Source organism: Streptomyces orinoci (assembly GCF_003121295.1).
Lineage (GTDB): Bacteria > Actinomycetota > Actinomycetes > Streptomycetales > Streptomycetaceae > Streptomyces > Streptomyces orinoci.
Genome location: NZ_PHNC01000029.1, coordinates 1,109,306 through 1,134,414 on the forward strand (window position 1 = coordinate 1,109,306; position 25,109 = coordinate 1,134,414).

The 25,109-nt window shown below is 71.7% G+C and carries 19 protein-coding genes; 6 read left to right on the forward strand and 13 right to left on the reverse strand.

Features of this window, described 5'->3' with window-relative positions:
* Nucleotides 1-823 precede the first annotated feature (823 nt).
* Both CV755_RS19775 and CV755_RS19780 read left to right on the forward strand, forming a co-directional pair.
* Entirely contained in the window at nucleotides 824-2,434 is a 1,611-nt protein-coding gene (locus CV755_RS19775) for a penicillin-binding transpeptidase domain-containing protein (protein WP_109281522.1), read from the forward strand.
* Between the two features lie 73 nt (nucleotides 2,435-2,507).
* On the forward strand, nucleotides 2,508-3,359 hold the full coding sequence (locus tag CV755_RS19780) for a DMT family transporter (protein WP_109281523.1): 852 nt from the start codon (nucleotides 2,508-2,510) through the stop codon (nucleotides 3,357-3,359).
* Nucleotides 3,360-3,438: 79 nt separating this feature from the next.
* Here the strand turns inward: CV755_RS19780 and CV755_RS19785 are convergent, their stop codons facing one another.
* The 5 genes from CV755_RS19785 to CV755_RS19805 form a co-directional block, all read right to left on the reverse strand.
* Complete coding sequence (locus tag CV755_RS19785; RefSeq protein WP_109281524.1) at nucleotides 3,439-4,224, reverse strand: SDR family NAD(P)-dependent oxidoreductase; 786 nt, start codon at nucleotides 4,222-4,224, stop codon at nucleotides 3,439-3,441.
* Nucleotides 4,225-4,267: 43 nt separating this feature from the next.
* A complete protein-coding gene (locus tag CV755_RS19790; RefSeq protein WP_193553432.1) occupies nucleotides 4,268-5,494 on the reverse strand; it encodes a serine hydrolase domain-containing protein in 1,227 nt (408 codons plus the stop codon).
* A gap of 67 nt (nucleotides 5,495-5,561) precedes the next feature.
* Nucleotides 5,562-6,755: a MarP family serine protease gene (locus CV755_RS19795; RefSeq protein ID WP_109281525.1), complete on the reverse strand. Its 1,194-nt coding sequence runs from the start codon at nucleotides 6,753-6,755 to the stop codon at nucleotides 5,562-5,564.
* 174 nt (nucleotides 6,756-6,929) lie between these two features.
* On the reverse strand, nucleotides 6,930-9,116 hold the full coding sequence (locus CV755_RS19800) for an MMPL family transporter (protein WP_109281526.1): 2,187 nt from the start codon (nucleotides 9,114-9,116) through the stop codon (nucleotides 6,930-6,932).
* Nucleotides 9,117-9,237: 121 nt separating this feature from the next.
* Nucleotides 9,238-9,810 carry a TetR/AcrR family transcriptional regulator gene (locus tag CV755_RS19805; RefSeq protein WP_109281989.1) on the reverse strand — a complete coding sequence of 191 codons (573 nt, stop codon included), beginning with the start codon at nucleotides 9,808-9,810 and terminating at the stop codon, nucleotides 9,238-9,240.
* 117 nt (nucleotides 9,811-9,927) lie between these two features.
* Here CV755_RS19805 and CV755_RS19810 point away from each other — a divergent pair, with 117 nt between their 5' ends.
* Nucleotides 9,928-13,239, forward strand: a complete 3,312-nt coding sequence (locus CV755_RS19810) for a S41 family peptidase (RefSeq protein ID WP_109281527.1) — start codon at nucleotides 9,928-9,930, stop codon at nucleotides 13,237-13,239.
* A gap of 356 nt (nucleotides 13,240-13,595) precedes the next feature.
* On the opposite strand, the gene CV755_RS34715 is transcribed toward CV755_RS19810, so the two are convergent.
* From CV755_RS34715 to CV755_RS19825, 3 genes are all read right to left on the reverse strand, one after another.
* Entirely contained in the window at nucleotides 13,596-13,805 is a 210-nt protein-coding gene (locus CV755_RS34715; protein WP_161968721.1) for a hypothetical protein, read from the reverse strand.
* Between the two features lie 77 nt (nucleotides 13,806-13,882).
* On the reverse strand, nucleotides 13,883-14,803 hold the full coding sequence (locus CV755_RS19820) for an SDR family oxidoreductase (RefSeq protein ID WP_109281529.1): 921 nt from the start codon (nucleotides 14,801-14,803) through the stop codon (nucleotides 13,883-13,885).
* Complete coding sequence (locus tag CV755_RS19825) at nucleotides 14,800-16,320, reverse strand: flavin-containing monooxygenase (protein WP_109281530.1); 1,521 nt, start codon at nucleotides 16,318-16,320, stop codon at nucleotides 14,800-14,802. The genes CV755_RS19820 and CV755_RS19825 overlap by 4 nt, the downstream gene beginning before the upstream one ends.
* 146 nt (nucleotides 16,321-16,466) lie before the next feature.
* Between CV755_RS19825 and CV755_RS19830 the strand changes: the two genes are divergently transcribed.
* On the forward strand, nucleotides 16,467-17,213 hold the full coding sequence (locus CV755_RS19830) for a MerR family transcriptional regulator (protein ID WP_109281531.1): 747 nt from the start codon (nucleotides 16,467-16,469) through the stop codon (nucleotides 17,211-17,213).
* On the opposite strand, the gene CV755_RS19835 is transcribed toward CV755_RS19830, so the two are convergent.
* Both CV755_RS19835 and CV755_RS19840 read right to left on the reverse strand, forming a co-directional pair.
* Nucleotides 17,179-17,571, reverse strand: coding sequence for a VOC family protein (locus CV755_RS19835; RefSeq protein WP_109281532.1), 393 nt, complete (start codon nucleotides 17,569-17,571; stop codon nucleotides 17,179-17,181). The two genes, CV755_RS19830 and CV755_RS19835, sit on opposite strands and share 35 nt — an antisense overlap.
* Before the next feature lie 69 nt (nucleotides 17,572-17,640).
* Nucleotides 17,641-18,432, reverse strand: a complete 792-nt coding sequence (locus tag CV755_RS19840) for an exodeoxyribonuclease III (RefSeq protein WP_109281533.1) — start codon at nucleotides 18,430-18,432, stop codon at nucleotides 17,641-17,643.
* A gap of 68 nt (nucleotides 18,433-18,500) precedes the next feature.
* Here CV755_RS19840 and CV755_RS19845 point away from each other — a divergent pair, with 68 nt between their 5' ends.
* On the forward strand, nucleotides 18,501-18,977 hold the full coding sequence (locus tag CV755_RS19845) for a GNAT family N-acetyltransferase (protein ID WP_109281534.1): 477 nt from the start codon (nucleotides 18,501-18,503) through the stop codon (nucleotides 18,975-18,977).
* Between the two features lie 289 nt (nucleotides 18,978-19,266).
* Here the strand turns inward: CV755_RS19845 and CV755_RS36740 are convergent, their stop codons facing one another.
* Both CV755_RS36740 and CV755_RS19855 read right to left on the reverse strand, forming a co-directional pair.
* Nucleotides 19,267-20,481, reverse strand: a complete 1,215-nt coding sequence (locus CV755_RS36740; protein ID WP_109281535.1) for an ATP-binding protein — start codon at nucleotides 20,479-20,481, stop codon at nucleotides 19,267-19,269.
* A gap of 94 nt (nucleotides 20,482-20,575) precedes the next feature.
* On the reverse strand, nucleotides 20,576-21,025 hold the full coding sequence (locus CV755_RS19855; RefSeq protein WP_109281536.1) for a hypothetical protein: 450 nt from the start codon (nucleotides 21,023-21,025) through the stop codon (nucleotides 20,576-20,578).
* 187 nt (nucleotides 21,026-21,212) lie between these two features.
* Between CV755_RS19855 and CV755_RS19860 the strand changes: the two genes are divergently transcribed.
* Complete coding sequence (locus CV755_RS19860) at nucleotides 21,213-23,444, forward strand: alpha-N-acetylglucosaminidase (RefSeq protein WP_109281537.1); 2,232 nt, start codon at nucleotides 21,213-21,215, stop codon at nucleotides 23,442-23,444.
* A 110-nt stretch (nucleotides 23,445-23,554) separates the two neighbouring features.
* Here CV755_RS19860 and CV755_RS19865 read toward each other — a convergent pair whose 3' ends face one another.
* Nucleotides 23,555-24,955 carry a hypothetical protein gene (locus tag CV755_RS19865; protein ID WP_109281538.1) on the reverse strand — a complete coding sequence of 467 codons (1,401 nt, stop codon included), beginning with the start codon at nucleotides 24,953-24,955 and terminating at the stop codon, nucleotides 23,555-23,557.
* Nucleotides 24,956-25,109 lie beyond the last annotated feature (154 nt).

Genomic DNA, 25,109 nt, shown 5'->3' on the forward strand with positions numbered 1-25,109 from the left:
ACTCACTGCCCGTAGGGAGGCTGGCTTGGCGGTTGCAACTCGGGGGCGGGGCGCGTTGTTTCGCCGTCCGGGCGTCCTCTGATCTCTCGCCGGTGTGCGCATTGGCTGTGCGCCCGCCACAGCCCGCTGAACAGCCAGCAACACGGCGGCCGCCCAAGCGCCCACATGACCAAAGTGCCTTCAGGTGGCACGTGTTGCCCCTAGGCTGGACACTGGATCGCTGCGGCGAGTCCTGAATGGGCCTCTTCCGGGGAGATGGATTGACCCCGGAAGCGCAGTATTTACCGGGTTCGGCCTGGATTGGGGAGGTCTTCACGGATATGCCGCGTCCAGAGAAAGCGAGTAAAAAGGCACCACTTCAGGGGTGAACTCGCTGGTCGCGGCCTGTGGTCCCCGCGTGTGCGGGGGTGGTCCCATGAAAATGGTCTCCGATGGCGTCCTGCAAATGTGGTCCCCGCGTGTGCGGGGGTGGTCCCGACACCATTTTGCAGGGCATGTACCAGGGGGTCGTGGTCCCCGCGTGTGCGGGGATGGTCCCAACACCAACGACACTCAGACCGAATATTTTGTGTGGTCCCCGCGTGATGCGGGGGTGGTCCCGGGTCGTGGTCCATGACATGGAACTGTCGGCGGCCGTCCCCGCGTGTGCGGCCCCCCGCCGCTCTACGCGGAACCACCGGTCCGGCGCCGCTGGTTGCCCTGTGGGCGCGCCCCCTGAGGGTGCTGTCCTGGGTGCCCCTGGCCTCGTTGTCAGTGCCCTCACGTAGTGTGCTGAAGCGAGCACGGAATCCCGCTCACGCGGGCAAGGGGAGGGGACCCAACCATGGCCAGGAGCACCAGGATCACCATCGGCGTGACCGCCGTCGCACTGCTGTGCGGGGCCGGAGCAGGCGCCTACTACCTGACCGGCGGTGGCTCTTCGGGTGGCGAGGCAAGACCCGTGCCCACCGGTCCGCCGAGCAGATCCGAGGTGGAGACCACCGCGCACGACTTCCTGGCCGCCTGGTCCGCGGGCCGCACCGAGCAGGCCGCCGCGCTGACGGACGACTCCGCCGCCGCCTCGGCCGCGCTCACCGGCTACCGGGACACCGCCCATGTCCGCAAGGTGACCCTCACCCCCGGCACCGCCCAGGGCACCCGGGTGCCGTTTTCGGTCAGCGCCGAGATCGCCTATCGCGACCACTCCTCGACCTGGCGCTACGACTCCTCGCTGGCGGTGGTCCGTTCGCCCGGCGACGGGCGGGCCGTGGTCGGCTGGCAGCCCACCGTGATTCACCCGCGGCTGGCCCACGGCGAGACGCTGCGTACGGACAGCGCGCCCCCGGCCAACTTCACCGCCGTGGACCGCAACGGCAAGGAGCTGGACCCCAAGGACTATCCCTCGCTCGCCGCGATCCTGCCGGAGCTGCGCCAGCGGTTCGCCGCAAAAGCCAGTGGCGAGCGGGGAGTTGAGGTCCGGGCGGAGCCGGGCGGCGCCGGCGGCCCCTCCGCCAAGACGCTGTATGTGGTCTCCAAGGGCACGCCCGCCACCCTCCGCACCACGCTGGACGCCAAGTTGCAGCGGGCCGCCGAGGAGGCGGTCGGCCGGCGGCCGGACGCCTCGGTGGTGGCGGTACGGCCCAGCACCGGCGAGATCCTGGCGGTGGCCGACACCGGGGCCCGCAAGGCCGGGTTCAATTCGGCACTGCTGGGCCGGACCGCACCCGGCTCCACCATGAAGGTGGTCACCTCGGCGCTGCTGCTGGAGCGGGGCCAGGCCCGTCCGGAGCAGCCGCTGCCCTGCCCCAAGTACGCCACTTATGGCATGCGGTTCCACAATGTGGAGGAGGGCGAGAACCCCGGTGCCACCTTCGCCCAGGACTTCGCCGCCTCCTGCAACACCGCCTTTATCTCGCTGGCCGGGCGAATATCCGACGGCGATCTGAGCGCCGAGGCGCGCGATGTCTTCGGCATCGGCCTCAACTGGCAGACGGGCGCGACCAGTTTCGACGGCAGCGTGCCGGCCGACAGCGGGGCGGGCAAGGCCGCCGCGATGATCGGGCAGGGCCAGGTGCAGATGAACCCGCTGACCATGGCCTCGGTCACGGCCACCGCGATCACCGGCTCGTTCCATCAGCCGCATCTGGTGGACCCGCAGGCCATGGGGCTGAAGACGGCCCAGGCGGCGCGTTCCCTCCCGGCCTCGGTGGTCGGGCAGATCAAGTCGATGATGCGGCTCACCGTGACGCGGGGCACGGCCACCAAGGCCATGGCCGGGCTGAGCGGGGACACCGGCGCCAAGACCGGTTCCGCCGAGATCGACAACCAGGCCATGCCCAATGGGTGGTTCGCCGGTTACCGCGACGATCTGGCCGCCGCGGCGGTGGTTCCGCAGGGCGGGCACGGCGGGGACTCCGCCGGTCCGGTGGTACGGGCGGTACTGGCCGCCGGGTGACGGCCACGGGTGACGGCCACGGGTGACGGCCGCCACACCGCGCCGGGCGAAGGGGAGTTAGCGTAAGGGGACCATGACTCCCCTGGTCGCCCTCGCCGTTCTGCTAGCCGCCGTCACTCATGCCAGCTGGAATGCCATCGCCCATGGCATCAGGGATCAGGCGGTGGCCTTCACCCTGGTGGGCGGGGGCGGTGCGGTCTGCGGACTGGCGCTGCTGCCGTTCGCCCCGGTGCCGGACGCCGGTGCCTGGCCGTATCTGCTGGCCTCGGTGGTGCTGCATATCGCCTACCAGGCGCTGCTGATGCGGTCGTTCACCCTGGGCGACTTCGGCCAGATGTATCCCATCGCCCGGGGTACCGCACCCCTGACGGTCACCGTACTGGCCGCCGCCTTCGCCGGTGAGCTGCCGGACGACTGGCAGCTCACCGGCGTGGCGGTGGCCTCAACCGGCCTGGTGGGGCTGGCGCTTTGGGGCCTGCGCGGCTCCGGCGCCCGTCCGCACTGGGCGGCGGTCGGCGCGGCGGTGGCCACCGGCCTGTGTATCGCCGGGTATTCGGTGGTGGACGGGCTGGGGGTACGCGCCTCCGGCTCCTCGCTGGGCTATACCGCCTGGCTGATGGTCCTGGAGGGCCTGCCCATCCCGCTGTGGGTGCTGGCCGTGCGCCGGTCCCGTTTCCTGCCGGACGTACGGCCGTTCGCGCCGCGCGGGCTGCTGGGCGGGGTGCTGTCGGTGTTCGCCTACGGCCTGGTGCTCTGGGCGCAGACCAGGGCGGAGCTGGCCCCCATCGCCGCGTTGCGGGAGTCCTCCATCATCGTGGGCGCGGCGATCGGCACGGTGGTGCTGAAGGAGCGGTTCGGCGCGCCCAGGGTCGCGGCGGCGGGCCTGATGGTGGTGGGCATCGGGCTGATGCTGCATACGAGTTGAGCTCATGGAGCTCGGACTCTCCGAGTAACGGGCGGGTGGGTGGGCGGAAATACGCCCCGAAGGGGCGTGCCCCCGGAAATCACCGTTTGCGCAACGCCCGCCGCAACGCCAGATTGCCCACCAGGATCCCGCCGTCCACCGGCAGGGTCACCCCCGTGATCCAGGCCGCGTCCGCCGAGGCGAGGAAGGCCACCGCCGCCGCGATGTCCTCCGGCCGTCCCACCCGCCCCAGCGGATACAGCGGAGCCGCCCGCTCCAATGACTCTTCCCAGCCGGCCCAGTTGGGCGTGCGCACCGTCCCCGGCGCGACCAGGTTCACCCGCACTCCGCGCCCGGCGCACTGCCCCGCCAGCGTCCGGGTCAGGCCGGCCAGCCCCGCCTTGGCCGCGCTGTAGGCGTGGTTGCCGAAGTCCTGTTCCCCGTTCACCGAACCAATGTTGACCACCGCGCCCCGTCCGCCGGCCGCGGCCAGATGCGGCATCGCCGCCCGGACACAGCGCATCGCCCCGCCCAGGGTGATGTCCAGGTCCCGGGCCCAGACCTCGTCCGGGTAGTCCTCCACCAGCGGTGGATCGGGGTGGCAGGAGGCGGCGTTGTTGACCAGCACATCCAGCCGCCCATAGCGGCTCACCGCCCGTTCCACGGCCGCCTCGACCGCGGCCCGGTCCGCCACATCGCAGGGCTGGGACTCGGCCGCCAGTTCCCGCTCCCGCATCGCCGCGGCCACCCGCGCGGCCCGTTCGCCGTCCGCGTCGGTGACCAGCACCTGTGCGCCCTCACCGGCCAGCCGCCACGCGGTGGCCTCCCCGATGCCACGCCCGGCACCGGTGATCAGTACCGCATAACCGTCGAACCGTCGCTCCACGGGAACCCCCACCCGGCCGGGACCGCCATCAACGCCGGAGCCCCTACCCCGCGATCACGCCCGCAACCGCGCGCACCAGGGCCTGGGCCCGGGGATCGGCGGTGATGTTCCGCTGCAGGCCGTTGGTCACATAGCCGAAGGCGATCCCCGACTCGGGGTCGGCGAAGGCCAGCGAACCGCCCCGGCCGGGGTGACCGAAGGAGCCGGGCGCCAGCAGCGGCGAGGCCGGGCCGTGCAGCATATAGCCCAGTCCGAACCGGGTCGGCGAGATCAGCACCCGGTCCGGCCCGGCGGACTCCTCGGTACGCGCCAGGGTGAGCGTGGCGGGCGCGAACAGCCGCTTGCCGCCGTCGAGTTCACCGATCAGCGAGGCATAGAAACGGGCCAGCGCCGGGGCGGTGGCGATACCGGCCGAGGCGGGCAGCTCGGCGGCCCGGTAGGCGGGGTCGTTCTCGTCGGCGGGCGGGTGGATGGCCCCGAAGGCGCGCCGGGTGAGGGAGCGGGGGTCGCCATAGGCGTCGGCCACCGACTTCTTGGGCCGTACCCGCAGCCCCGGGGCGGCGGCGGGTGCCTCGATCTCACCGACCCGGCCGACCCGGTGCCGCTCGGCGTCCGGCAGTCCTATCCACAGGTCCAGGCCGAGCGGGCCGGCCACCTCGCCGGCCAGCCAGTCGCCGATGCTCCGGCCGGTCACCCGGCGCACCAGCTCGCCGGTCAGCCAGCTGTAGGTCTGGGCGTGGTAGCCGTGCTCGGTGCCCGGTTCCCAGGCGGGCGCCTGGGCGGCGATGGCGGCGGCCCCGGCCGCCGGGTCCATGGCCTGCGCCGGGGTGAGCGGGGTGTCCAGCACGGGCACGCCCGCGCGGTGCGAGAGCAGGTGCCGCACCAGGGTGCGTTCCTTGCCGGCCGTCTTGTACTCGGGCCAGTAGGTGCCCACCGGGGCGTCCAGATCGACCAGTCCGCGCTGGTGCAGCAGCAGCGGGACGGCGGCGGCCACACCCTTGGTGGCGGAGCGCACGATCTGGGCGGTGCCGGCCTCCCAGGGGGCGCCCCCGTCCACGTCCCCGTCCACGTCCTTGGTGCCGGCCCAGAGATGGGCGACCTGGTGGCCGTCCCGGTAGACGGCCACGGCCGCCCCGCGCTCGCCGCGCCGGGCGAAGTTCTCGGCGAAGGCGTCCCTGAGCGGCTCATAACCGTCCGCCACCGTGCCCTGGACGTCCACCACTGTTGTTCCGCTCCCGCCGTGCCCGTTGCCCGTCAATGCCGTTCGCATGCCGTTTCCATGCAGTTCCATGGTGCATGGCCTCCGCCGGGCGGCCGGGGGCGGGGGGTACCCGGCGTTACAGCGCCGCCCGGCTGCCGGTGTCCACCGGGGTGGTGGCCGTGGCGGCCTCCTGGGCGTCCGCCGCCACCTGCCGGGCGGTCAGCGCATAGCCGGTCTCGGCGTTGGCCGTGGAACGGGCGAAGACCACACCGTAGACCCGGCCGGAGGGGCTGAGCAGGGGGCCTCCGGAGTTGCCGGGACGGACGGTGGAGCGCACCGAGTAGACGGTACGGGTGGTGACTCCGTCGCCGTAGATGTCCTGGCCCTTGGCCCGGACCTCATTGGCCACCACGGCGGTGCGCAGGTCCAGTCCGCCGTTCTCCGGGAAGCCCGCCACCACGGCGGCGTCCCCGCGCTTGGCGGTCTTGTCGAAGGGCAGCACCGGGGCCCGGAGGCCGGGGACGTCCAGGACGGCCACATCGGTGTCGGGGTCGAAGAGCACCACCCGGGCGCGGTGCGCGGGGCCCACGCCGCCGACCCGGACGGTGGGCTCGGTCACTCCGGCCACCACATGGGCATTGGTCATCACATGCTCGGGGGCGTAGACAAAGCCGCTGCCCTCCTGGCCGCGCTCGCCCTCGCCGACATCCGCCACGCCCTCGATCTTCACCACACTGCGCCGGGCGGCCTCGGTGGCGGCCGGGGACGCCTTGCCGGTGGGCTTGGCGACGCTGGTGGCGGGCTCGTTCTCAAAGGGGTTGAAGACCTGCGGGAACCCGGCCCCGGACAGCGCGTCCGTGGTGCGGCTGAACCAGGTGGGGGCCTGCTCCGGCATGGCGTCCTGGACCGCGCCCAGCACCCGGGAGTCCTTGATCTGCCGGGTGAGGCCGGTGGAGTTGGCCGAGACCAGGACGCTGGCGGCGACCCAGGCCACCAGCAGCACGGCCGCCGCGTTGACGGCCGCGCCGCCGACGCCGTCCACACCGCGCACCGGGGCCCAGGTGAGCCGGCTGCGCAGCTCCCAGGCCAGGCGTCCGGCCAGCGCGTGCCCGATGGCGGCGGGCAGCAGCACGACCAGGACGGCCACCACTGCGGCCGTGGCGGAGCCGGCCTCGAAGTGTTTGATGACGGTGGGCAGCACCCAGACGCCGATGACGGCGCCGCCGAGGAAGCCGGCCAGCAGGATGGCGCTGGCGACCAGGCCGCGCCGGAAGCCGGATATGGCGTAGCCGATCACGATGAGGATCAGCAGGAGGTCGAGCAGGTTCACGGGGTGCCCCTTCCTTCGACCTGGAAAACGTGGTTTGGGTGGGGGGCGGTTCCGTGTGGTGGTATTTGCCACGTTTCGCGGCTGCGCGGCCGCCCACCCAACCGCGCCGGGTAACGGGCTGCGGGTGGGTGGGCGGAAAAGACGCCCCGAAGGGGCGTGCCCCCCAGCGGCGGGTCAGACGCCAACCGGCTCCGGCTCACGCTCCACGGGCGAGGCAGCGGCAAGCCCCTCCCCCTCGACGTCCACACTCGGCAGCACCCGGTCCAGCCACCCAGGCAGCCACCAGGCGGCCCGCCCCAGCAGGGCCAGCACGGCCGGAACAATGGCCATCCGCACAATGAACGCGTCCAGGAAGACGGCCACCGCCAGTCCGAAGCCGATCATCTTGATCATCGACTCCGAGGAGCCGATGAATCCGGCGAAGACGCTGATCATGATGACCGCGGCAGCGGTCACCACCCGCGCCCCGTGCCGGAAGCCGGTGACGATCGCCTCGCCCGGCCGCTCGCCGTGGACATACGCCTCCCGCATCCGGGTCACCAGGAAGACCTCGTAGTCCATGGCCAGTCCGAACACCACGCCCACCATGAAGATCGGCATCATGCTCATGATCGGCCCGGTCTCCTCGACCCCGAACACCGAGCTCAGCCAGCCCCACTGGAAGACCGCGACCACCGCGCCCAGCGCGGCGACCACCGAGAGCAGGAAGCCCAGCGCCGCCTTCAGCGGCACCAGCACCGACCGGAAGACCACGATCAGCAGCAGGAAGGCCAGTCCGACCACCAGCGCCAGGTAGGGCAGCAGCGCGTCGTTCAGCTTCTGGGAGACGTCGATGTTCATCGCCGTGGTGCCGGTGACCAGCACCGTCGCCCCGGTCTCGGCCTTCAGCGAGCGGCCCTTGTCCCGGATGGCGTGCACCAGGTCCTCGGTCTCGGTGCTGCTCGGCCTGGACTTGGGCACCACATTGATCATCGCGGTGTCGCCATGCGGCCCATTGGGCACCGCCCGGCCGACCGAGGCCACGTCGCCCATGCCATTGAGGGTCTTGACCACGGTGTCCGCCGCGTTCTTGACCGGCTTGCCCTTGCCCGCGTCCACCACGATCATCAGCGGGCCATTGAAGCCCGGACCGAAGCTCTCGGAGATCAGGTCATAGGCCTTGCGCTGGGTGGTCTTCACCGGCTGGGCGCTGTCGTCCGGCAGCCCCAGCTGGAGCGAGGCGGCGGGCACCGCCAACGCGCCCAGGCCGAGCACACCGGCCAGCAGCACCAGCAGCGGGCGGCGCAGCACCACCCGGGCCCAGCGGGTGCCCATATTGGGCTTCTCCGCGTCCGCCTGGGTGCCCTTGCGCACCTTGCGGGCCAGCACCTTGCGGCCCGCGAAGCCCAGCAGGGCCGGGATCAGGGTGAGGGCGATCAGAACGGCGATGACGACCGTACCGGCCGCCGCCACGCCCATCTGGGTCAGCATCGGGATATTGACCACGGCCAGGCCGACCAGGGCGATGACCACGGTCAGGCCGGCGAAGACCACCGCGGAGCCGGCCGTGCCGACCGCCCGTCCGGCGGCCTCCTCGCGCTCCCGGCCCTCGGCCAGCTCGGCGCGGTAGCGGGAGACGATGAACAGCGCGTAGTCGATGCCCACCGCGAGGCCGATCATCATGGCCAGGGTGGAGGTGTTGCTGGAGAGCCCCAGCGTGGCGGAGAGCGCGGTGATGGAGGAGACGCCGATGCCCACGCCGATGATCGCGGTGAGCAGCGGCAGCCCGGCCGCCACCAGCGAGCTGAAGGTGATCAGCAGCACCACGGCCGACATCATCAGGCCGATGACCTCGGTGTTGTCACCCGCGGGCATCTGCTGAAGGGCGCTGCCGCCCATCTCCACGGTCAGCCCCGAGTCCTGGCCGTGCTTCCGCGCGTCGGTGAGCGTCTTGCGCGAGGCATCGGTCAGCTGGTTGGACTTGACCTTGTAGGTGACCTGGGCGAAGGCGGTGCTCCGGTCATGGCTGACGGTGTGGGCCACAAAGGGATCGTCCGCGTGGTCCACCTGCGGGCCGGTCAGCTCGGCGACGACCTTCTCGACCTTGGCCTTGTTCTCCTTGGCGTCGATCTTCTGGTCGCCCGGGGCCTTGAAGACGATCCGCGCCGAGGCGGTGTCGGCCTTCTTGCCCGGGTAGCGCTGGCCCAGCAGGTCGAAGGCGTGCTGGGCCTCGGTGCCAGGTATGGAGAAGCTGTCGTTGGTGGACTTGGAGGCCGTGGCGGCGCCGGTGCCGGCCAGGCCCAGCAACACCACCCATATCAGGGCGACATACCAGCGGCGCCGGAAGGCGAGCCGGCCGAGTTTGTAGAGAAAGGTGGCCACGAGGGGTTCTGCTCCCGTCGGAGATAAAAGAACGAGCGTTTCTGGCAGCGGGCAACCAGCCCGGCGACGAGAGCGGCGCGCCGGGTACCGGTGCGTTATGGGTGATGTGGGGTGGGGGGGGTCAGAGGCCGAGGGCGGGGAGCACCACGGCGTCGATATAGCGGACGAGGTAGTCCCGGTCCACCGGGACGTCCTCGATCAGCGGCCGGGTGATGAAGGCGCCGAGCGTCATATGCCCGACGTACTCCAGGGCGGGACGGTCCGGGGAGACCTCGCCGCGGTCCACCGCCCGCTGCAGCATGCGCCGCATGGCGGCGGTCTCGGGTTCGATCAGCAGCTCGCGAAGCGCCCGGTGCAGGTCGCGGTCGCGGTGGATGGCGTGGCCGAGCCCTCGCATAAGGGCCACGTCCTTCTCCATCCGGTGCTCGTCCGCCTTGTCCGCCATCGCCACCAGGTCACCGCGCAGCGAACCGGTGTCGATGTCGTCCAGCCGGACGGGCTTGGTGTGCCGCAGCGCGCTCGCCACCAGTTCCGGCTTGCCCTTCCACTGACGGTAGAGGGTGGCCTTGCTGGAGCGGGTACGGGCCGCGACGGCGTCCATGGTCAGGGCTTCGTAGCCGACCTCGCGCAGCAGCGCCAGCACGGCCTCGTAGAGCTCACCCTCACGTTCGGGGGTGAGCCGGGTGCGGCGCACCGGCGGTTTGGGTGCTTCCGACGGCATACCGCGCCTCCCTTCGAAGAGCCGATCGAACGAAACTGTTTCGTACCGTACGAGCGTAAGTCCGGGTCATAGCGAAACCGGACCGTTTCGATGGTGTTCTCCGTCACGGACCGAGTTGCCGGGCCCCCGGGCCCTGGAAACCATGGAGAAGTGACCGATGCCTATCTGCGGTTCCCCCATCTCCACGGCGATCTGATCTGCTTTGTCGCCGAGGACGACCTATGGCTGGCCTCCCCGGACACCGCCGGGGAGCGGGCCTGGCGGCTGACCGTGGACCGCACCCGCCTGGGGCACCCCCGCTTCTCGCCGGACGGCCGGCAGATCGCCTTCACCAGCTGGCGCAGTCTGGACCCGGAGGTCCATCTGGCGCCGGTGGACGGCGGACCGGCCCGCCGCCTGAGCTACTGGGGCAGCACCGACACCCGGGTATGCGGCTGGACGCCGCCGGACCACGAGGGCCGCAGCGACATCCTGGCGGTCTCCTCGCACGGCCAGCCCTTCTCCTACTTCTCCTGGGCCTACCGGCTGCCGGTGGACGGCAGTCCGGGCGGACGGCTGCCCTGGGGCCCGGTGGCGGACATCGCCATGCGCGGCACCGGGGACGCCCCGGGCCACACCCTGCTGCTGGCCGGGAAGCCCCCGCATGAACCGGCCTCCTGGAAGCGCTACCGGGGCGGGGCCATGGGACGGATGTGGCTGGACGGCACCCGGCTGGTCCCGGACATCAACGGGCATCTGGACTCGGTGATGTTCGTGGGCGACCGGATCGCCTTCCTCTCCGACCACGAGGGCGTGGGCAACCTCTACTCCTGTCTGCCCGACGGCTCCGACCTGCGCCGCCACACCGACCATGACGCGTACTACGCCCGGCATGCCGCCACCGACGGCACCCGGGTCGTCTACCAGTGCGCCGGTGACATCTGGCTGGCCGAGGACTTCGGCCCCGGCGGCACCCCGCGCAGGCTCCGGGTGCGCCTGGGCGGGCCGCGCGCCGGACGACGCCGCTACCAGGTGCAGACGGCCACCAATGTGGACGCGCTCAGTGTGGACACCACCGGCCGGGCCAGCGCGGTCCAGGTACGCGGCAGCCTCTACTGGCTCACCCACCGCGACGGCCCCGCCCGGGCCATCGCCGACACCCCGGGAGTGCGCACCCGGCTGCCGGAAATGCTGGGCTCCACCGGCCGTATTGCCTACGTCACCGACGCCGCCGGCGAGGACGCCATCGAGATCACCCAACTGCCCAGCGCCACCCACGCCTTGGAGCCGCACCGGGTGGCCGCGGGACGGATCGGACGGGTGCACGAGATGGTCGCCTCACCCGACGGCCAGCGGCTGGCGGTGGCCGCACATGACGGCCGGCTGCTGCTGGTGGACGCCTCCGAGGACGGCGAGGGACAGGTCGGCGAACTGATCCGCTCGGACAACGGACCGGTGCGCGACCTGGCCTTCTCCCCCGACTCCAACTGGCTGACCTGGTCCCATCCCGGCATCGGGCGCTCACTGCGGCAGATCAAGATCGCCCGGCTGTCGGACCGGCTGACCGTGGACGTCACCAATGGCCGCTTCGAGGACGAGCAGCCGGTGTTCACCCGGGACGGCCGCTACCTGGCCTTCCTCTCCTGGCGCGGCTTCGACCCGGTCTATGACGTGCACACCGGCGACCTGTCCTTCCCGCTGGGCTGCCGCCCGTATCTGGTGCCGCTGTCCTCGGCCACCCCCTCGCCGTTCGCGGTGTCCACCGAGGGCCGCCCGGCCGCCGGCGGACTGGACCTGGACGGGACCGAGGGCGAGGGCGGGGCGGTGCTGGTGGAGACCGAGGGGCTGGAGAACCGGGTGACCCCCTTCCCGGTGGCCGCCTCCAAGTACTCCTCGCTGCGCCCGGTCAGCGGCGGCGGACTGGTCTGGCTGCGCTGGCCGATCTCCGGCGCGCTGGGCGAGACCTTCGCCAACCCGGCCGACACCTCCGGCCGCCCCACCCTGGAGCACTTCGACCTCACCAAGGCCAAGCGCACCGAACTCACCAGCTCCATCGACTGGTTCGCGCTCAGCGGCGACGGCAGCCGGCTGGTGGTCAATGACGAGGGCGACCTGCGGGTGGTGCCCGCCACGGACACCGCCGACCCGGAGTCCACGGTCTATATCGATATGCGGCGCATCCTGCACGAGGTGGACCCGGCCGCGGAGTGGCGGCAGGCGTACGAGGAGGCGGGCCGGATCGTCCGGGCCTACTTCTGGGAGCCCGGGATGTGCGGCATCGACTGGGACGGGGTGCTGGAGCAGTACCGACCGCTGGTCGAACGGGTCGCCTCCCCCGACGAGTTCGCCGATCTGCTGCGCGAGGTGCTGGGCGAACTGGGCACGTCGCACGCCTATGTCACCCCCTCCCGCCGCAATGAGGGCCCCCCGCACTACCAGCGCGCCATCGGGCTGCTGGGCGTCAACCTCACCCACCAGAAGGACGGTTCCTGGACGGTACGCCGGGTGCTGCCCGGCGACTCCTCCGACCCCAAGGCCCGCTCCCCGCTGGCCGGTTCGGGCATCCACGAGGGCTGGGCGCTGACCCATGTGGACGGCCGCCCGGTGGACCCGGTCACCGGCCCCGGCCCGCTGCTGGCCGCGGCCGGCGGCACCACGGTGGAGCTGACCTTCCGCCCGCCGGACGGCGAGGGACCGCCGCGCCGGGTGGCGGTGGTACCGCTGATCGACGAACGGCCGCTGCGCTACCAGGACTGGGTGGCCAAACGCCGGGCGGTGGTACGGGAGTTGAGCGGCGGCAAATGCGGCTATCTGCACATCCCCGATATGGGCGGCTCCGGCTGGGCGCAGTTCAACCGCGATCTGCGGATGGAGATGTCCAGGCCCGCGCTGATCGTGGATGTCCGGGGCAACGCGGGCGGCAATATCAGCGAGCTGGTGGTGGAGAAGCTGACCCGCACCATCATCGGCTGGGACCTCACCAGGGGCGCGCAGCCGGTGAGTTACGCCTCCAATGCGCCGCGCGGCCCGATCGTCGCCATCGCCGACGAGATGACCTCCTCCGACGGCGACATGATCACCGCCGCCTTCAGACTCCAGGGCATCGGGCCGGTGGTGGGCCTGCGCACCTGGGGCGGGGTGGTCGGCATGACCGGCCGCCACCGGCTGGTGGACGGTACGTCCATCACGGTGCCGATGAATGCGGCGTGGTTCGACGCATATGGGTGGGGCGTGGAGAACCACGGCGTGGAGCCGGATATCGAGGTGGACCGTACTCCGCTGGACTGGGCGGAGGGGCGCCATAAGCAGATGGATGATGCGGTGCGGCTGGCGCTGGACCTCTTGGCCCGCCACGGCGCGTCCACGCCGCCGGACTATTCCGGTGTCCCGGACCTGCGGCGCCCCGCCCTGCCGCCACGCTGACCATTGGCGAGTTGCTTCCCCGGTTGTGGGCAGTCGTTCCGCAGGGCGATGGGGGCACCTCCCAGCGGTAGCTGGGGGAGGGTGGGCACAACCGGCCACCGGGCCGCACCCGGCAACGAAACAGCGTCTGCCGACGACCCTGGCCGTTCGGCCGCAGGCCGTGGGTGGTTGCTCGCGCAGTTCCCCGCGCCCCTAATTGGGCGCACCCGGCCACGAAACGGCGTCTGCCGACAACCGTTGCCGTTCGGCCGCAGGCCGTGCGTGGCCGGTCGCGCAGTTCCCCGCGCCCCTGAAGGGGCGCGGACGGACGCGGCCCGGGGCCGTAGCCCCGGGCCGCGTCCGGTCAAGGCGCCCGCTTACAAGCGGTCGTCGAAGTCATCCTGGATGTCATCCAGCGACTCCTGCCGCGACTGCTGCGACTGCTGCCCACGCTGCTGCTGCTGCTGTTGCTGCTGCCGCGTCTTGTCCTGCGACTGCTGCCCACGCTGCTGAGCCTGCTGCTTGCCTTGCTGCGCCTTCTGCTTGGCCTGCTGCGCCTTCTTCTGCATCTCGTCCTTCATGCCCATGCGGGTTCACTCCTAGGGGAGCTCGGGGATTCGGGCCGCGACCAGCCTCACACGCCCCAGCGCGCACCGCATTTCGATCAATGACGCTCAGTGACCGGTGTACTGACCGGCGCACTGGCCGACGTCCGCGCCCGCTCGTCCGCCGCCCCACCCGCCCCCACCAGACCAAGCCCCCGCATCCCCGCCAGCCGGGGCGCGAAGCGGCGCATCTCGCGCCGGGCACCCAGCGCCAGCACCCCGGGCAGCAGCCCCCGGACGGGCTGCACCCCGCGTATCCACCCCTGCCCATAGACCCGCGCGGAGCGGTGTTCGATGCCCGCCACCAGCCGGTCCACCGCCGGGCCCAGCGGATAGGTGCGGTTGGCGGGCCAGGGCAGCCGGGACCGTAGTTCCCTGAGCACCTCCGCCCGGTCCGCACCGCGCACCATGTCGGTGTCGGTCCAGCTGAGATACGCCACCCCGACCCGTACCCCGCGGTGCCCCACCTCCGCCCGCAGGCTGTGCGCATACGCCTCCACCCCCGCCTTGGACGCGCAGTAGGCGCTCATCATCGGGGCCGGGAGGATCGCGGCCAGTGAGGCGATCTGGAGCAGATACCCCCGGCTCTCGGCCAGCGCGTCCAGAAAGGCGTGCCCGGTGACCGCGCTGCCCACCAGGTTGACCTCGATCACCCGCCGCCAGACGGCCAGGTCGCCGCCTTCGAAGGGCTCGCCATTGGCCACCCCGGCGTTGGCCACCACCACATCGACCTTGCCGAAGCGTTCCCGTACCTCGGCTGCCACCCGGCCCATCGCCTCGGCGTCGGTGACATCCGCGTACCAGTGCCCGGTCTCGGCGGGCAGCGATTCCGCCACCCGCCGCAGCCGCTCCGGCTCCAGCCCCACCAGCGCAAGCCTTGCCCCGCGCGCCGCCAGCTTGCGCGCCAGCAGCTCGCCCACCCCGCGCGCCGCCCCGGTGATCACCACCACCTGTCCGGACAGCGGCACCCGGGCGCTCATCGGGCGGCCTCCGCGGCCGCCGGGGTACGCCGCCGGGCCCGCGGCGGCCGCAGCAGCCGGTACTCCTGCAGGTCCACCCGCCGGGTGGCGCGGCGGAACTCCGCGGTGGTGCCCGGCCAGACCACCGTATTGCGCCCCTCGGCGTCCAGATACCAGCTGGTGCAGTTCCCGGTGTTCCACACCGATCGTTCAAGTCGCCGCTGGAGCTGCCGGTTCCAGGCGTTGACCGCCGAAGGACGGGCGTCCAGCGCCGCCTTGCCGCCCAGGATGTCCAACTGCCGCAGGAAATCCACCAGATAGTTCAGCTGGGACTCGATGATCAGGATCATTGAGCTGTTGCCCAGCCCGGTGTTGGGCCCGATCACCGTGAGGAAGTTGGGGAACCCGGCCACGCTGGCGCCGCGCAGCGCGGCCATGCCGTCCTTCCACTCCTCGGCCAGGGTGCGCCCGGCCGCCCCCACCACCCGCTCGGCAATGGGCATATCGGTGACATGGAACCCGGTGCCGAAGATGATGGCGTCCGCCTCGGCCCGGGTGCCGTCGGCGGCGATCAGCGTGGAGCCGCGTACCTCGGCCAGTCCGGAGGGCACCAGATCGACATTGGGCCGGGCCAGCGCCGGATAGAAGTCATTGGAGAGCAGGATCCGCTTGCAGCCGATGCGGTAGTCCGGAGTGAGCGCGGCCCGCAGCGCCGGATCCTTGACCGCCCGGTGCAGATGGGACTTGGCCAGCCACTGCACCCCCCGCAACTGGCCCGGCCGTTTGGCGAAGGCGCTGACCTGCCACTCCCTTACACCCCACAGCACGCCCCGGCGCAGCGCTCCGGTGACCGGCACCTTCTGGTGCAGCCAGCGTTCGGCGGCGGTGATCCGGCGGTCGGCGCGCGGTATCACCCAGGCCGGGGTGCGCTGGAAGAGGGTGAGACGCTCCACCCGGGGCTGGATGCCGGGGACGAACTGAATGGCGGAGGCGCCGGTTCCGATCACCGCCACCCGCTTGCCGCGCAGGTCGTAGTCATGGTCCCAGCGGGCGGAGTGGAAGACCCGGCCGGGGAAGCGGTCCAGCCCGGGGATGTCCGGAATGCTGGGATCGGCCAGCGGCCCGGCGGCCGATACCACCACATCGGCGGTGAGTTCACCCCGGGATGTGCTCACCTCCCAGTGCAACTCCTGGTCGTTCCAGCACAGTTGCCGCACCTCATGGCCGAAGCGCAGATGCGGGCGCAGCCGGAAGGTGTCCGCGATCCCCTCCAGATAGGTCCTGATGTGCTCCTGGCCGGAAAAGGCGCGCGGCCAGGCCGGGTTGGGCGCAAAGGAGAAGGAGTACAGATGGGAAGGCACATCACAGGCACAGCCGGGATAGGTGTTGTCGCGCCAGGTGCCGCCCAGCGCCTCGGCCCGTTCCAGCACCACAAAGTCGGTGACGCCCGCACGGCGCAGCCGTACGGCCGCGCCCAGGCCGCCGAAACCGGATCCGATCACCGCGACCCGGACGTGCTGACGATCACGTTCGGTCATGCTCGCCGCCTCTCGTGTCCCACACGACGCTGCCAGCGTTCACTGGCAGAGTCCGAGCGTAGGACAGCGGGCGCCGCGCCAGTAGGCCCTCGACGTAAGGGATTTGCCAGGCATCGCCGCCTGGGGCTTCCCCTTAGACTTTCGGCGTGAAGGACGCGGAAGACACCCGGGACGCCGGGGAGGCGGCCCGGCCCCGCGAGTACCGGGCGTCCGAACTGGCCGAGGCAGCCGGCATCACCGTCCGTACCCTGCGCTTCTACCGGGAACGGGGCCTGCTCCCGCCGCCCCGCCGGGCGGGCCGGATCGCCTGGTACGACGACCGCCATCTGGCCCGGCTGCGTACCATCGCCGCGCTGCTGGAGCGCGGCCATACGCTGGGCGGCATAGCCGAGTTGCTGGCCGCCTTTGAATCCGGGCGGCGTGATGTGGGCGAACTCCTGGGCCTGGACGGCTCGTTGGCCGAGGCACCCTGGGCCGCCGAAACCCCGGTGCGCCTGACGCCCGGCGAACTGGCCGACCACTTCGCCGGCCAGGCCACCGTGGAGAACCTGGCCGCCTCCCTGGACCTGGGCTATCTCGCCGTGGACGGCGAGGAGATCGTCCATGTCAGCCGCCGTCTGCTGGACGCCTCCACCGATCTGGTACGCGACGGCGTTCCGCTCTCCGCCGTCCTGGAGGCCGGCCGCCGGGTACGCGCCCAGGCCGACGCCCTGGCCGAGACCTTCACCGCGCTGGTCAGGGACCATGTGGCGGACGGTGAGGCGCTTTCCCCCGCACTGGAGCGGCTGTGGCCACTGGCCAAGACGGTGATCGAGGCGGAGGTCGCCCTGGCCATGTCCCGCCGGCTGCGCACCGGGGTCAGCTCGCCGGGCCGCTCCCATACGGACGGGTGATGATCTCCAGCACATGCCCGTCGAGATCCCGGAAGTAGGCCCCTCGGCCGCCGTCCCGGTGGTTGATCTCCCCTGGCCGGTCCAGCGCGGGCGACGGGTAATAGGTCACCCCCGCCTCCTGGATCCGCCCGAAGATCTGGTCGAAGTCCTTCTCGGAGACCAGGAAGGCATAGTGCTGCGGCGGGATATCCGAGCGGTCGCTGGTCGCGTAGTCCAGGGTCACCCCGTTGTCGGTGACCAGCGGAACGAAGGGGCCGAAGGGAGCCCCGACCTCAAGGCCGAGCAGCTCCCCCACGAACCTCGCGGCCGCGTGCTTGTCACGGGACTGGACGATGGTGTGATTCAGCTCAATCGGCACACACCGATGCTAGGCAGCGGGGGCCGCTCGCGCAGCCCCCTCGTCTTGTCCCCTCGTCCCCTCGTCCCCTCAGTCCCCGAAGACCGCCGTCACCGGCGCGTGGTCGCTCCACCGCTCCGCATGCGAGGCGGCCCGCTCCACCCGGGCCTTCAGCGCCCGCGCGGCCAGGCCCGGCGAGGCGACCAGGTAGTCGATCCGCCAGCCGGAGTCATTGTCGAAGGCCCGGCCCCGGTAGGACCACCAGGAGTACGGTCCGGCGACATCCGGGTGCAGGGCACGCACCACATCCACATACTCCTCGAAGACCTTGGTCAGCCAGGCCCGCTCCTCCGGCAGGAAGCCCGCGCTCTTCTGGTTGGCCTTCCAGTTCTTCAGGTCCGCCTCCTGGTGCGCGATGTTCCAGTCACCGCAGACCAGCACCTCACGGCCCTCGGCGGCGGCCCGGGCCTTCAGCCCCACCAGATACGGCAGGAACTCGGCCATAAAGCGTTCCTTCTCGTCCTGCCGCTCGGTGCCCACCTCGCCGGAGGGCAGATAGAGGCTGGCCACCGTGACGCCGGGCAGGTCGATCTCCAGATAGCGGCCGGAGCCGTCGAACTCGGCCGAACCGAAGCCGGTGCGCACCGCGTCCGGCTCGCGCCGGGAGTACACCGAGACGCCCGCCCGGCCCTTGGCCGCCGCCGGGGCGTGGAAGGCGTACCAGCCGGCCGGCCGGCGCACCTCCTCGGGGAGCTGCTGCGGCTCGGCGCGCACCTCCTGAAGGCAGACCACATCCGCCTCGGTGGCCGCCAGCCAGTCGATAAAGCCCTTCTTGGCCGCGGCGCGCAGGCCGTTCACATTCACGGTCGTCACGGTGAGCATTCCGGCACGATACCGACTTCCGAGACAGGCCGTACCGCGCCCGGTGGCCGCTGCGTACGATCCCGGGCATGCGGATCGTGCCGGTCGGTTACGACCATCCCGACGCCAAGTCCCTTGACGGCCAAGCCCAGCAGGAGTACCTGGCCCGCTACGGGGCCATCGATCTGACCGCCATGGACCCGGCGGAGTTCAGCCCGCCGCGTGGCCTGTATCTCATCGCCTACACCCCGGACGGCAGCCCGGTGGCAACCGGCGGCTGGCGGGCCCAGGACCTCAATGAGGAGGGGTACGCGGATGGCGACGCCGAGATAAAGCGCATGTTCACGGTGGAGGCGGCCCGCGGACGCGGGCTGGCCCGGCGCATCCTCGGCATGCTGGAGGAGAGCGCGCGGGCGGCCGGGCGGCTGCGGATGGTTCTGGAGACGGGCCTCAAACAGCCGGAGGCGGTAGCGCTGTACCTCTCCGTGGGCTACGCCCCCGCCCCCAAATTCGGCCTCTACCGCCACGAGCCGTACAGCCAGTGCTTCGCCAAACCACTGACTTGAGTTCCCCCGCCAGGGGCGCGGGGAACTGCGCGACCAGCCACGCACCGGCCTGCGGCCGACCGGCAACCGCCATCGGCAGACGCCGATTCGTCGCCGGGTGCACCCCGGTGGCCGGTTGTGCCCACTTCCCCCAGCCTCCGGCCGGGGGCGCCCCCATCGCCCTGCGGAACGACTGCCCACAATCGGATCCGGATCCGGATCCGGAACCGGAACCGGAACCCAGGGGCGCGGGGGAGCCGCACAACCAGGCACATACGGGGCGAGCCAAATGACAACGCACCGCCCCCCGTCAACCCCCCCGCTCCGCCTCGCTGAGGTCAAGCGTCGCCCGCGCACCCCCGCCCCGCGGGTTCGCGAACGCCAGCCGTGCACCCAGTACCCGTGCCTGGCCGGAGGCGATGGTCAGGCCCAGGCCCAGCCCCTTCCCGGAGCCGGTGCGGAACCGCTGCGGCCCCCCGTGCAGCAGCTGCGCCGGGAAGCCGGGCCCCGCGTCGTTGACGTGCACCACCGGCCCGTCCACCTCCACCGTCACCGGCTCCGCCCCATGGCGGAACGCATTGGTGACCAGGTTGGCCAGTATCCGCTCCACCCGGCGCGCATCGGTCTCCACCAGACTGTCGCGCACCACCCGCACCCGCACCGCCGCCTCCCGCTCCGGCGCGGCCGCCCGTACCGCGCGCCGGGTGAGCTCGCCCAGCGCCCGTACCTCCGTCTCGGCCCGTTCGGCGTCGCCGTCCAGCCGGGCCACCTCCAGTACGTCCTCCAGCAGTTCGCTCACCCGCCGGGCCCGTTCGCGCACCATCTCGGCGGCCCGGCTCTCCGGCAGCACCGAGGCCGCCGCCACCAGACCGGCCACCGGAGTGCGCAGCTCATGCGAGATATTGGCGGTCACCTCGCGCTCCGCCTGCAGCCGGGCGGCCAGCGCGTCGGCCATGGAGTTGACGGCCTCCATCAGCCGGGCGATCTCGTCCTTGCCGCCACGCGGCCGCAGCCGGGCGGTGAGGTCGCCCTCGGCGATCCGCTCCGCGATCCGCGCCGAGGAGTTCAGCCGGCGCCCGGCCACCGTGGCCAGTGCGACGCCCACCACCCCGGCGAAGGCGGTGCCCAGCCCGCCCGCCACCAGCAGCACATCATCCAGATCGCGCAGATTGCGGGTCTCCCTGCTGTACGGCCGCTTGACCACGATGATGTCGTTGCCCAGCCGGCTGGCCGCCCACAGCGTGGGGTCGCCGCCCCGGTTGTCCAGGTAAGTGGCCCGCTTGCCCCGCTCCGCCGCCCGGCGCAGCGGCTCGGGCATCTTCCGGGGGTTCACCAGGATGTGCGGCCGCCAGTGCGTACCGGCCGCGTGGTCCTCCACCGCCGACACCAGCCGGGAGTCGATCGCGTCCCGGGCCGCGTCCAGCTGGTTGCTTGCCGTGCGGTGGTGCACCACAAAGCCCATGAGGACGGCGACCAGCGCGGCGGTCACGGTGATCGCCGCACCGATCTTCGAACGCAGTCCCATGCGGTCAGGGCTCCTCGACGGCTAACACTTCGGGCATACGGCAAACGCTTCGGGCATACGGCCCACGCTTCGGTACGGCCAACACTTGGTACGGCTAACGCTTCGGTACGAAGAGCCGCAGGTCGCGCAGCTCGTTCTGCTGTTCCGGGGGCAACCCCTCGGCGATCACCACGGCCCGGCTGTAGTAAGCGGAACGATCCTGCCGCACCAGCCTGCTGAGCCGGACCTCGGCCCGGTACGGATGCGCCCCGCACTCCGGCATGCACCAGGTGCCGGACACCTGGCCGCTGCCCTCCGCGTTCGGCCCGTCCCAGCTCCGCCAGCGCAGCCCGGTCAGATGGACCGTACCGCCCACCAGGAAGGAGTCCGGACGCCGCAGTTCCGGACGGCCGGGGGCCTCCAGCACATAGGCGGTCACCGGGCCGGTCGCCGGACTGGCCGCCGGGCCGGTGACCTTCAGCCCGGCCGGATCGCCGCAGCCGGACAGCACGGCGCCCAGCAGGCCGACGGCGACAAGGCCGATGGCCGCGGTGAGTGGTCGCACGGGCCTCCTCATGGCAGGGGAACGAGCCGGATGGGACAGGACTGCCCCATGGGGCCATTCGTGCCAAATGTAACCGGTGCAGTGGTACCGCCCTTCGCGCCCTTGACGCTTCGCGGTCGTCGGCTCATAGGATCTCCGCGCTCCAGTGGTCCAGCCAAGGAACCACAGCGCCATGGGAGGTCACCCCATGCACATCACCCGCCGCACCCTTCTCGGAGCCCTCGCCACCACCGCCGCAGCCGGTGCCCTGGCCGCCCCCGCCGCCGAGGCCGCGCCTCCCGGCGAACCCCCCGCCGAACCCCCGGCCGCGCCCCCCGCCGAACCCTCCGGCGGCCAGGGAGCGGCCGCGGCCGCCCTGGCCCGGCTGCTGCCCCGCCATCACCACCAGGTCACCTTCCGCCCGCTCCCCCGCCATGGCGGGGCCGACGCCTTCCGGGTGACCGGCACCGCGGGCCGGATCCTGGTCGAGGGCAGTACCCCCGCCGTCCAGCTCACCGGCTTCCACCGGTACCTCAGACATACCGCGCACGCCCACTTCTCCTGGGCCGGTGAACAGACCGCCCTCCCCGCCGGCCTTCCCGCGGTCCGTACCCCCCTCACCGCCACCGCGAACGTGCCCCACCGTTTTGTGCTCAACGACACCAACGACGGCTACACCGGCCCCTATCAGGACTGGGATTACTGGCAGCACGAGATCGATGTCCTGGCCCTGCACGGCTTCAACGAGGTGCTCGTCTACACCGGCGCCGACGCCGTCTACCACCGAACATTCCTCGAACACGGTTATAGCGACGCCGAGTTGCTCCGGTGGGTTCCCGGGCCCGCCCACCAGCCCTGGTGGCTGCTGCAGAACATGGCCTCCTTCGGCGGCCCCGTCTCCCGCCAACTGCTCGACCGCCGCGCGGCCTTGGCCCGGCGGATCACCGGCCGGCTGCGCGAACTGGGCATCACCCCGGTGCTGCCCGGCTACTACGGCACCGTGCCACCCGGCTTCGCCCACCGCGTCCCCGGCGCCCGCACCATCCCCCAGGGCGACTGGGGCGGCTTCCCCCGCCCCGACTGGCTGGACCCGCGCACCCCCGCCTTCGCCCGGGTCGCCCGCACCTACTACCGCGTCCAGCGGGAACTGTACGGCGCCACCTCCATGTACAAGATGGACCTGCTGCACGAGGGCGGCACCCCGGGCGACGTCCCGGTGGGCGCGGCCGCCCGGGCCGTGGAGAAGGCGCTGCGCACCGCACACCCCAAGGCCGTCTGGGCCATCCTGGGCTGGCAGTCCAACCCCCGCCGGGAGATCGTGGACGCCGTGGACCGCTCCCGGATGCTGGTGCTGGACGGGCTCTCCGACCGCGACCCCGCGGTCACCGACCGGGAGAAGGACTGGGGCGGCACCCCCTATGCCTTCGGCTCCATCTGGAACTTCGGCGGTCACACCGCCATGGGCGCCAACATCCCCGACTGGACCCGCCTTTACGACCACTGGCGGACCAGGCCGGGCAGCGCGCTGCGGGGCATTGCCCTGATGCCGGAGGCGGCCGACAACAACCCCGCGGCGCTCGCCTTCTTCGCCGACCTCGCCTGGAGCGACGGGCCCACCGAGGCGGCCGAATGGTTCCGGCACTGGCCGGTCTGCCGCTATGGCGCCGAGGACCGCGAGGCCCGCCGGGCCTGGGAGGTACTCGCCCGCACCGCCTATGGCACCACCCGGGAGGACGGATGGAGCGAGGGCGCCGAGGGCCTGTTCGGCGCCCGCCCCGACCTGGCGGTGACCCATGCCGCCGGCTGGTCGCCCCGCCAACTGCGCTATGACCCGGCGGAGTTCGAGCGCGCCCTGCCCGCCCTGCTGGCGGTGGCCCCCGCACTCCGCCACAGCACCGCCTACCGCCATGACCTGCTGGATGTGGCCCGTCAGTGCGTCTCCAACCGCAGCCGGGCCCTGCTTCCACAGCTGAAGTCCGCCTATGAGGGCAGAAACCGGGCCCGGTTGGGAGCGCTGTCGCGGGAGTGGCTCGGCTGGATGGATCTGCTGGAGGAGCTGGTCGCCACCGACGGCCGTCATCTGCTGGGCCGTTGGGTGGCGCAGGCGCGCTCCTGGGGCGCTACCGGGGCCGAACGCGACCATCTGGAATATGACGCGCTCTCGGTGCTCACCACCTGGGGTCCGCGGGCCTCGGCCAATGGCGGCAAGCTGCACGACTATGCCAACCGGGAGTGGGCCGGGCTGGTCGGCGGCCTCTACCGGCTGCGCTGGGCCACCTATCTCAAGGAGCTGGACGCCGCCCTGGCGGCCCGCCGCAAGCCCAAACCGGTGGACTGGTTCGCCCTGGAGGACCACTGGACCCGCCACCACGGCAGCCTGCCCGGCACCCCCAGGGGCGATGTGCTGAAGGCGGCCCGCAAGGTGGCGGACCGCCTGTAGCCGCAGCCGCCGACGGCGCTCGACCCCCACCGGAAGCCTCAGCCTCCACTGGGGGTCAACGGGTGGTCGCGGGTGGGTGTACCAACGCCCCGAAGGGGCATGCCCACCCGCTACGCGCGCCGGCTCCCCGCCAAGAACCACTCCTTGTGGATCCCCGGAAGCGCCAGCTTCCGCTCGAACAGCGGCGTCCCGAAGATCGCCAGCTTCAACTGCAGCGCACCGTTGACGTCGATGCCTCCGTACGCGCCCCACTTCCCGGTGGGCTTACGGGAGTCACTGTTGATCGACACATCCCCCTCGGCCCGCAGATAGGGCGAGATCTCGCCGCTGACCCCAACGGTCCCGTAAAGCCCGATCTCCGCCTCCGCCCCCAGCGAAGCCTTGACCTTGCCCTCACCCGACGCACTGGCCTTGATGGGCGAGCCGCTCATCTTCGACTCATTGACCGGCTGCCATCCGGCGGTCCGGCTGTAGGAGCCGCCGACCTTGAAGTCGCCCTTGACGTCCTGCTTGACGTCCACACTGACCTTTCCGTCCGCCTCCACCTGGAGGTAGCAGGTCAGATCCGTGTTGACCACCACCGGCACCGGCCCCACATTGATCACCGGCGTGGCGTGCAGCTTGGCGAAGGGAATCCGCAGCGGCTTGGAGACCGACGCCTGGCCCTTCAGCTCCCACTGCGAGGCCCAGTCGCCCTTGAGCGCCAGCGAGGCCGTGCCGGGTGCCCGGCCGCCCGTACCCCGGCCGTCATATGAGAAGTCCACCTCCGGCGCCAGCTGGACAAAGCCCGCCACCGTGGCGGAGGCCGAGGCGGGCGCGCCCTCGGGCGTGCTCAGCCCGGTGCTGACATCCAGCCGCAGATTGCCCATCGGCAGCTGTGCGCCCTGCGGGCCGAAGTGCAGGTCACCACGCTTGGCCCAGGACACCTTCACCCCGCTGACCAGCGGCTGCACCTTGACCGCCGAGGGGTCCACGGCCGCCTTGCCGGCCGCGTTGGCCTCGCCCAGCAGCGCATTGAGGTTGGCCGGGGCGGTGCCGACCTCGGTCCCGTGCTCGGTCTTGCGCCCCACCTTGGTGACCTTGGCCAGCACACCATTGGGCGCCCCCGGCGCCGGTGCGCTGGCGAATACATCGCCGACCGCCACCGGCGGCTTGGCGGAGGGCTTGGCCTTCTTGCCCTCCTGGCTTCCATCGGCGATGACGGCCCGGCCGCTGCGCCGGTCATAGGAGGCAACCTTGAGCGAGGACTTATGGGCCTGCGGTGCCGCGGCGGACGCACCGGAGGAGGCGGAGGCGTCATCGGCCTGGTGCGCCACCGCACTTGGCACCACGGCACCGGCCGGGGCCGCGGCGACCGCCAGCTGGGGCTCGTCGGCCGGGGCGGAGGAGGACGGCGTCCGGCCGCCGTCCTTGGCGGCGGACTGGGCGGAGCCGGACGACGAGCAGCCGGCCAGCGCCAGGGAGGCGATGGTCAACGCCGGTATGAGTACGTTCCTTTGGGACGTGCGCAAGTGGGTTCCTCATAGGGCAGGAGGTGCGCCGGCCCCCGTTCCGGCCGCACTGAGCGGGCACCTTGCGATTACTCGCAGGTAACGATCCGCATGATCCTGCCACGGGGCGGGAACGCCGCACCGCCGCCCAAACGATGATCTAGGTCACACCATG

Coding starts and splice junctions, on each gene's coding strand:
- CV755_RS19810 (WP_109281527.1), top strand. CDS start 9,928: ATGGTGTTCTCCGTCACGGACCGAGTTGCCGGGCCCCCGGGCCCTGGA.
- CV755_RS19820 (WP_109281529.1), bottom strand. CDS start 14,803: ATGAGCGCCCGGGTGCCGCTGTCCGGACAGGTGGTGGTGATCACCGGG.
- CV755_RS34715 (WP_161968721.1), bottom strand. CDS start 13,805: ATGGGCATGAAGGACGAGATGCAGAAGAAGGCGCAGCAGGCCAAGCAG.
- CV755_RS19845 (WP_109281534.1), top strand. CDS start 18,501: ATGCGGATCGTGCCGGTCGGTTACGACCATCCCGACGCCAAGTCCCTT.
- CV755_RS19825 (WP_109281530.1), bottom strand. CDS start 16,320: ATGACCGAACGTGATCGTCAGCACGTCCGGGTCGCGGTGATCGGATCC.
- CV755_RS19840 (WP_109281533.1), bottom strand. CDS start 18,432: ATGCTCACCGTGACGACCGTGAATGTGAACGGCCTGCGCGCCGCGGCC.
- CV755_RS19780 (WP_109281523.1), top strand. CDS start 2,508: ATGACTCCCCTGGTCGCCCTCGCCGTTCTGCTAGCCGCCGTCACTCAT.
- CV755_RS19775 (WP_109281522.1), top strand. CDS start 824: ATGGCCAGGAGCACCAGGATCACCATCGGCGTGACCGCCGTCGCACTG.
- CV755_RS19860 (WP_109281537.1), top strand. CDS start 21,213: ATGCACATCACCCGCCGCACCCTTCTCGGAGCCCTCGCCACCACCGCC.
- CV755_RS19790 (WP_193553432.1), bottom strand. CDS start 5,494: ATGCGAACGGCATTGACGGGCAACGGGCACGGCGGGAGCGGAACAACA.
- CV755_RS36740 (WP_109281535.1), bottom strand. CDS start 20,481: ATGGGACTGCGTTCGAAGATCGGTGCGGCGATCACCGTGACCGCCGCG.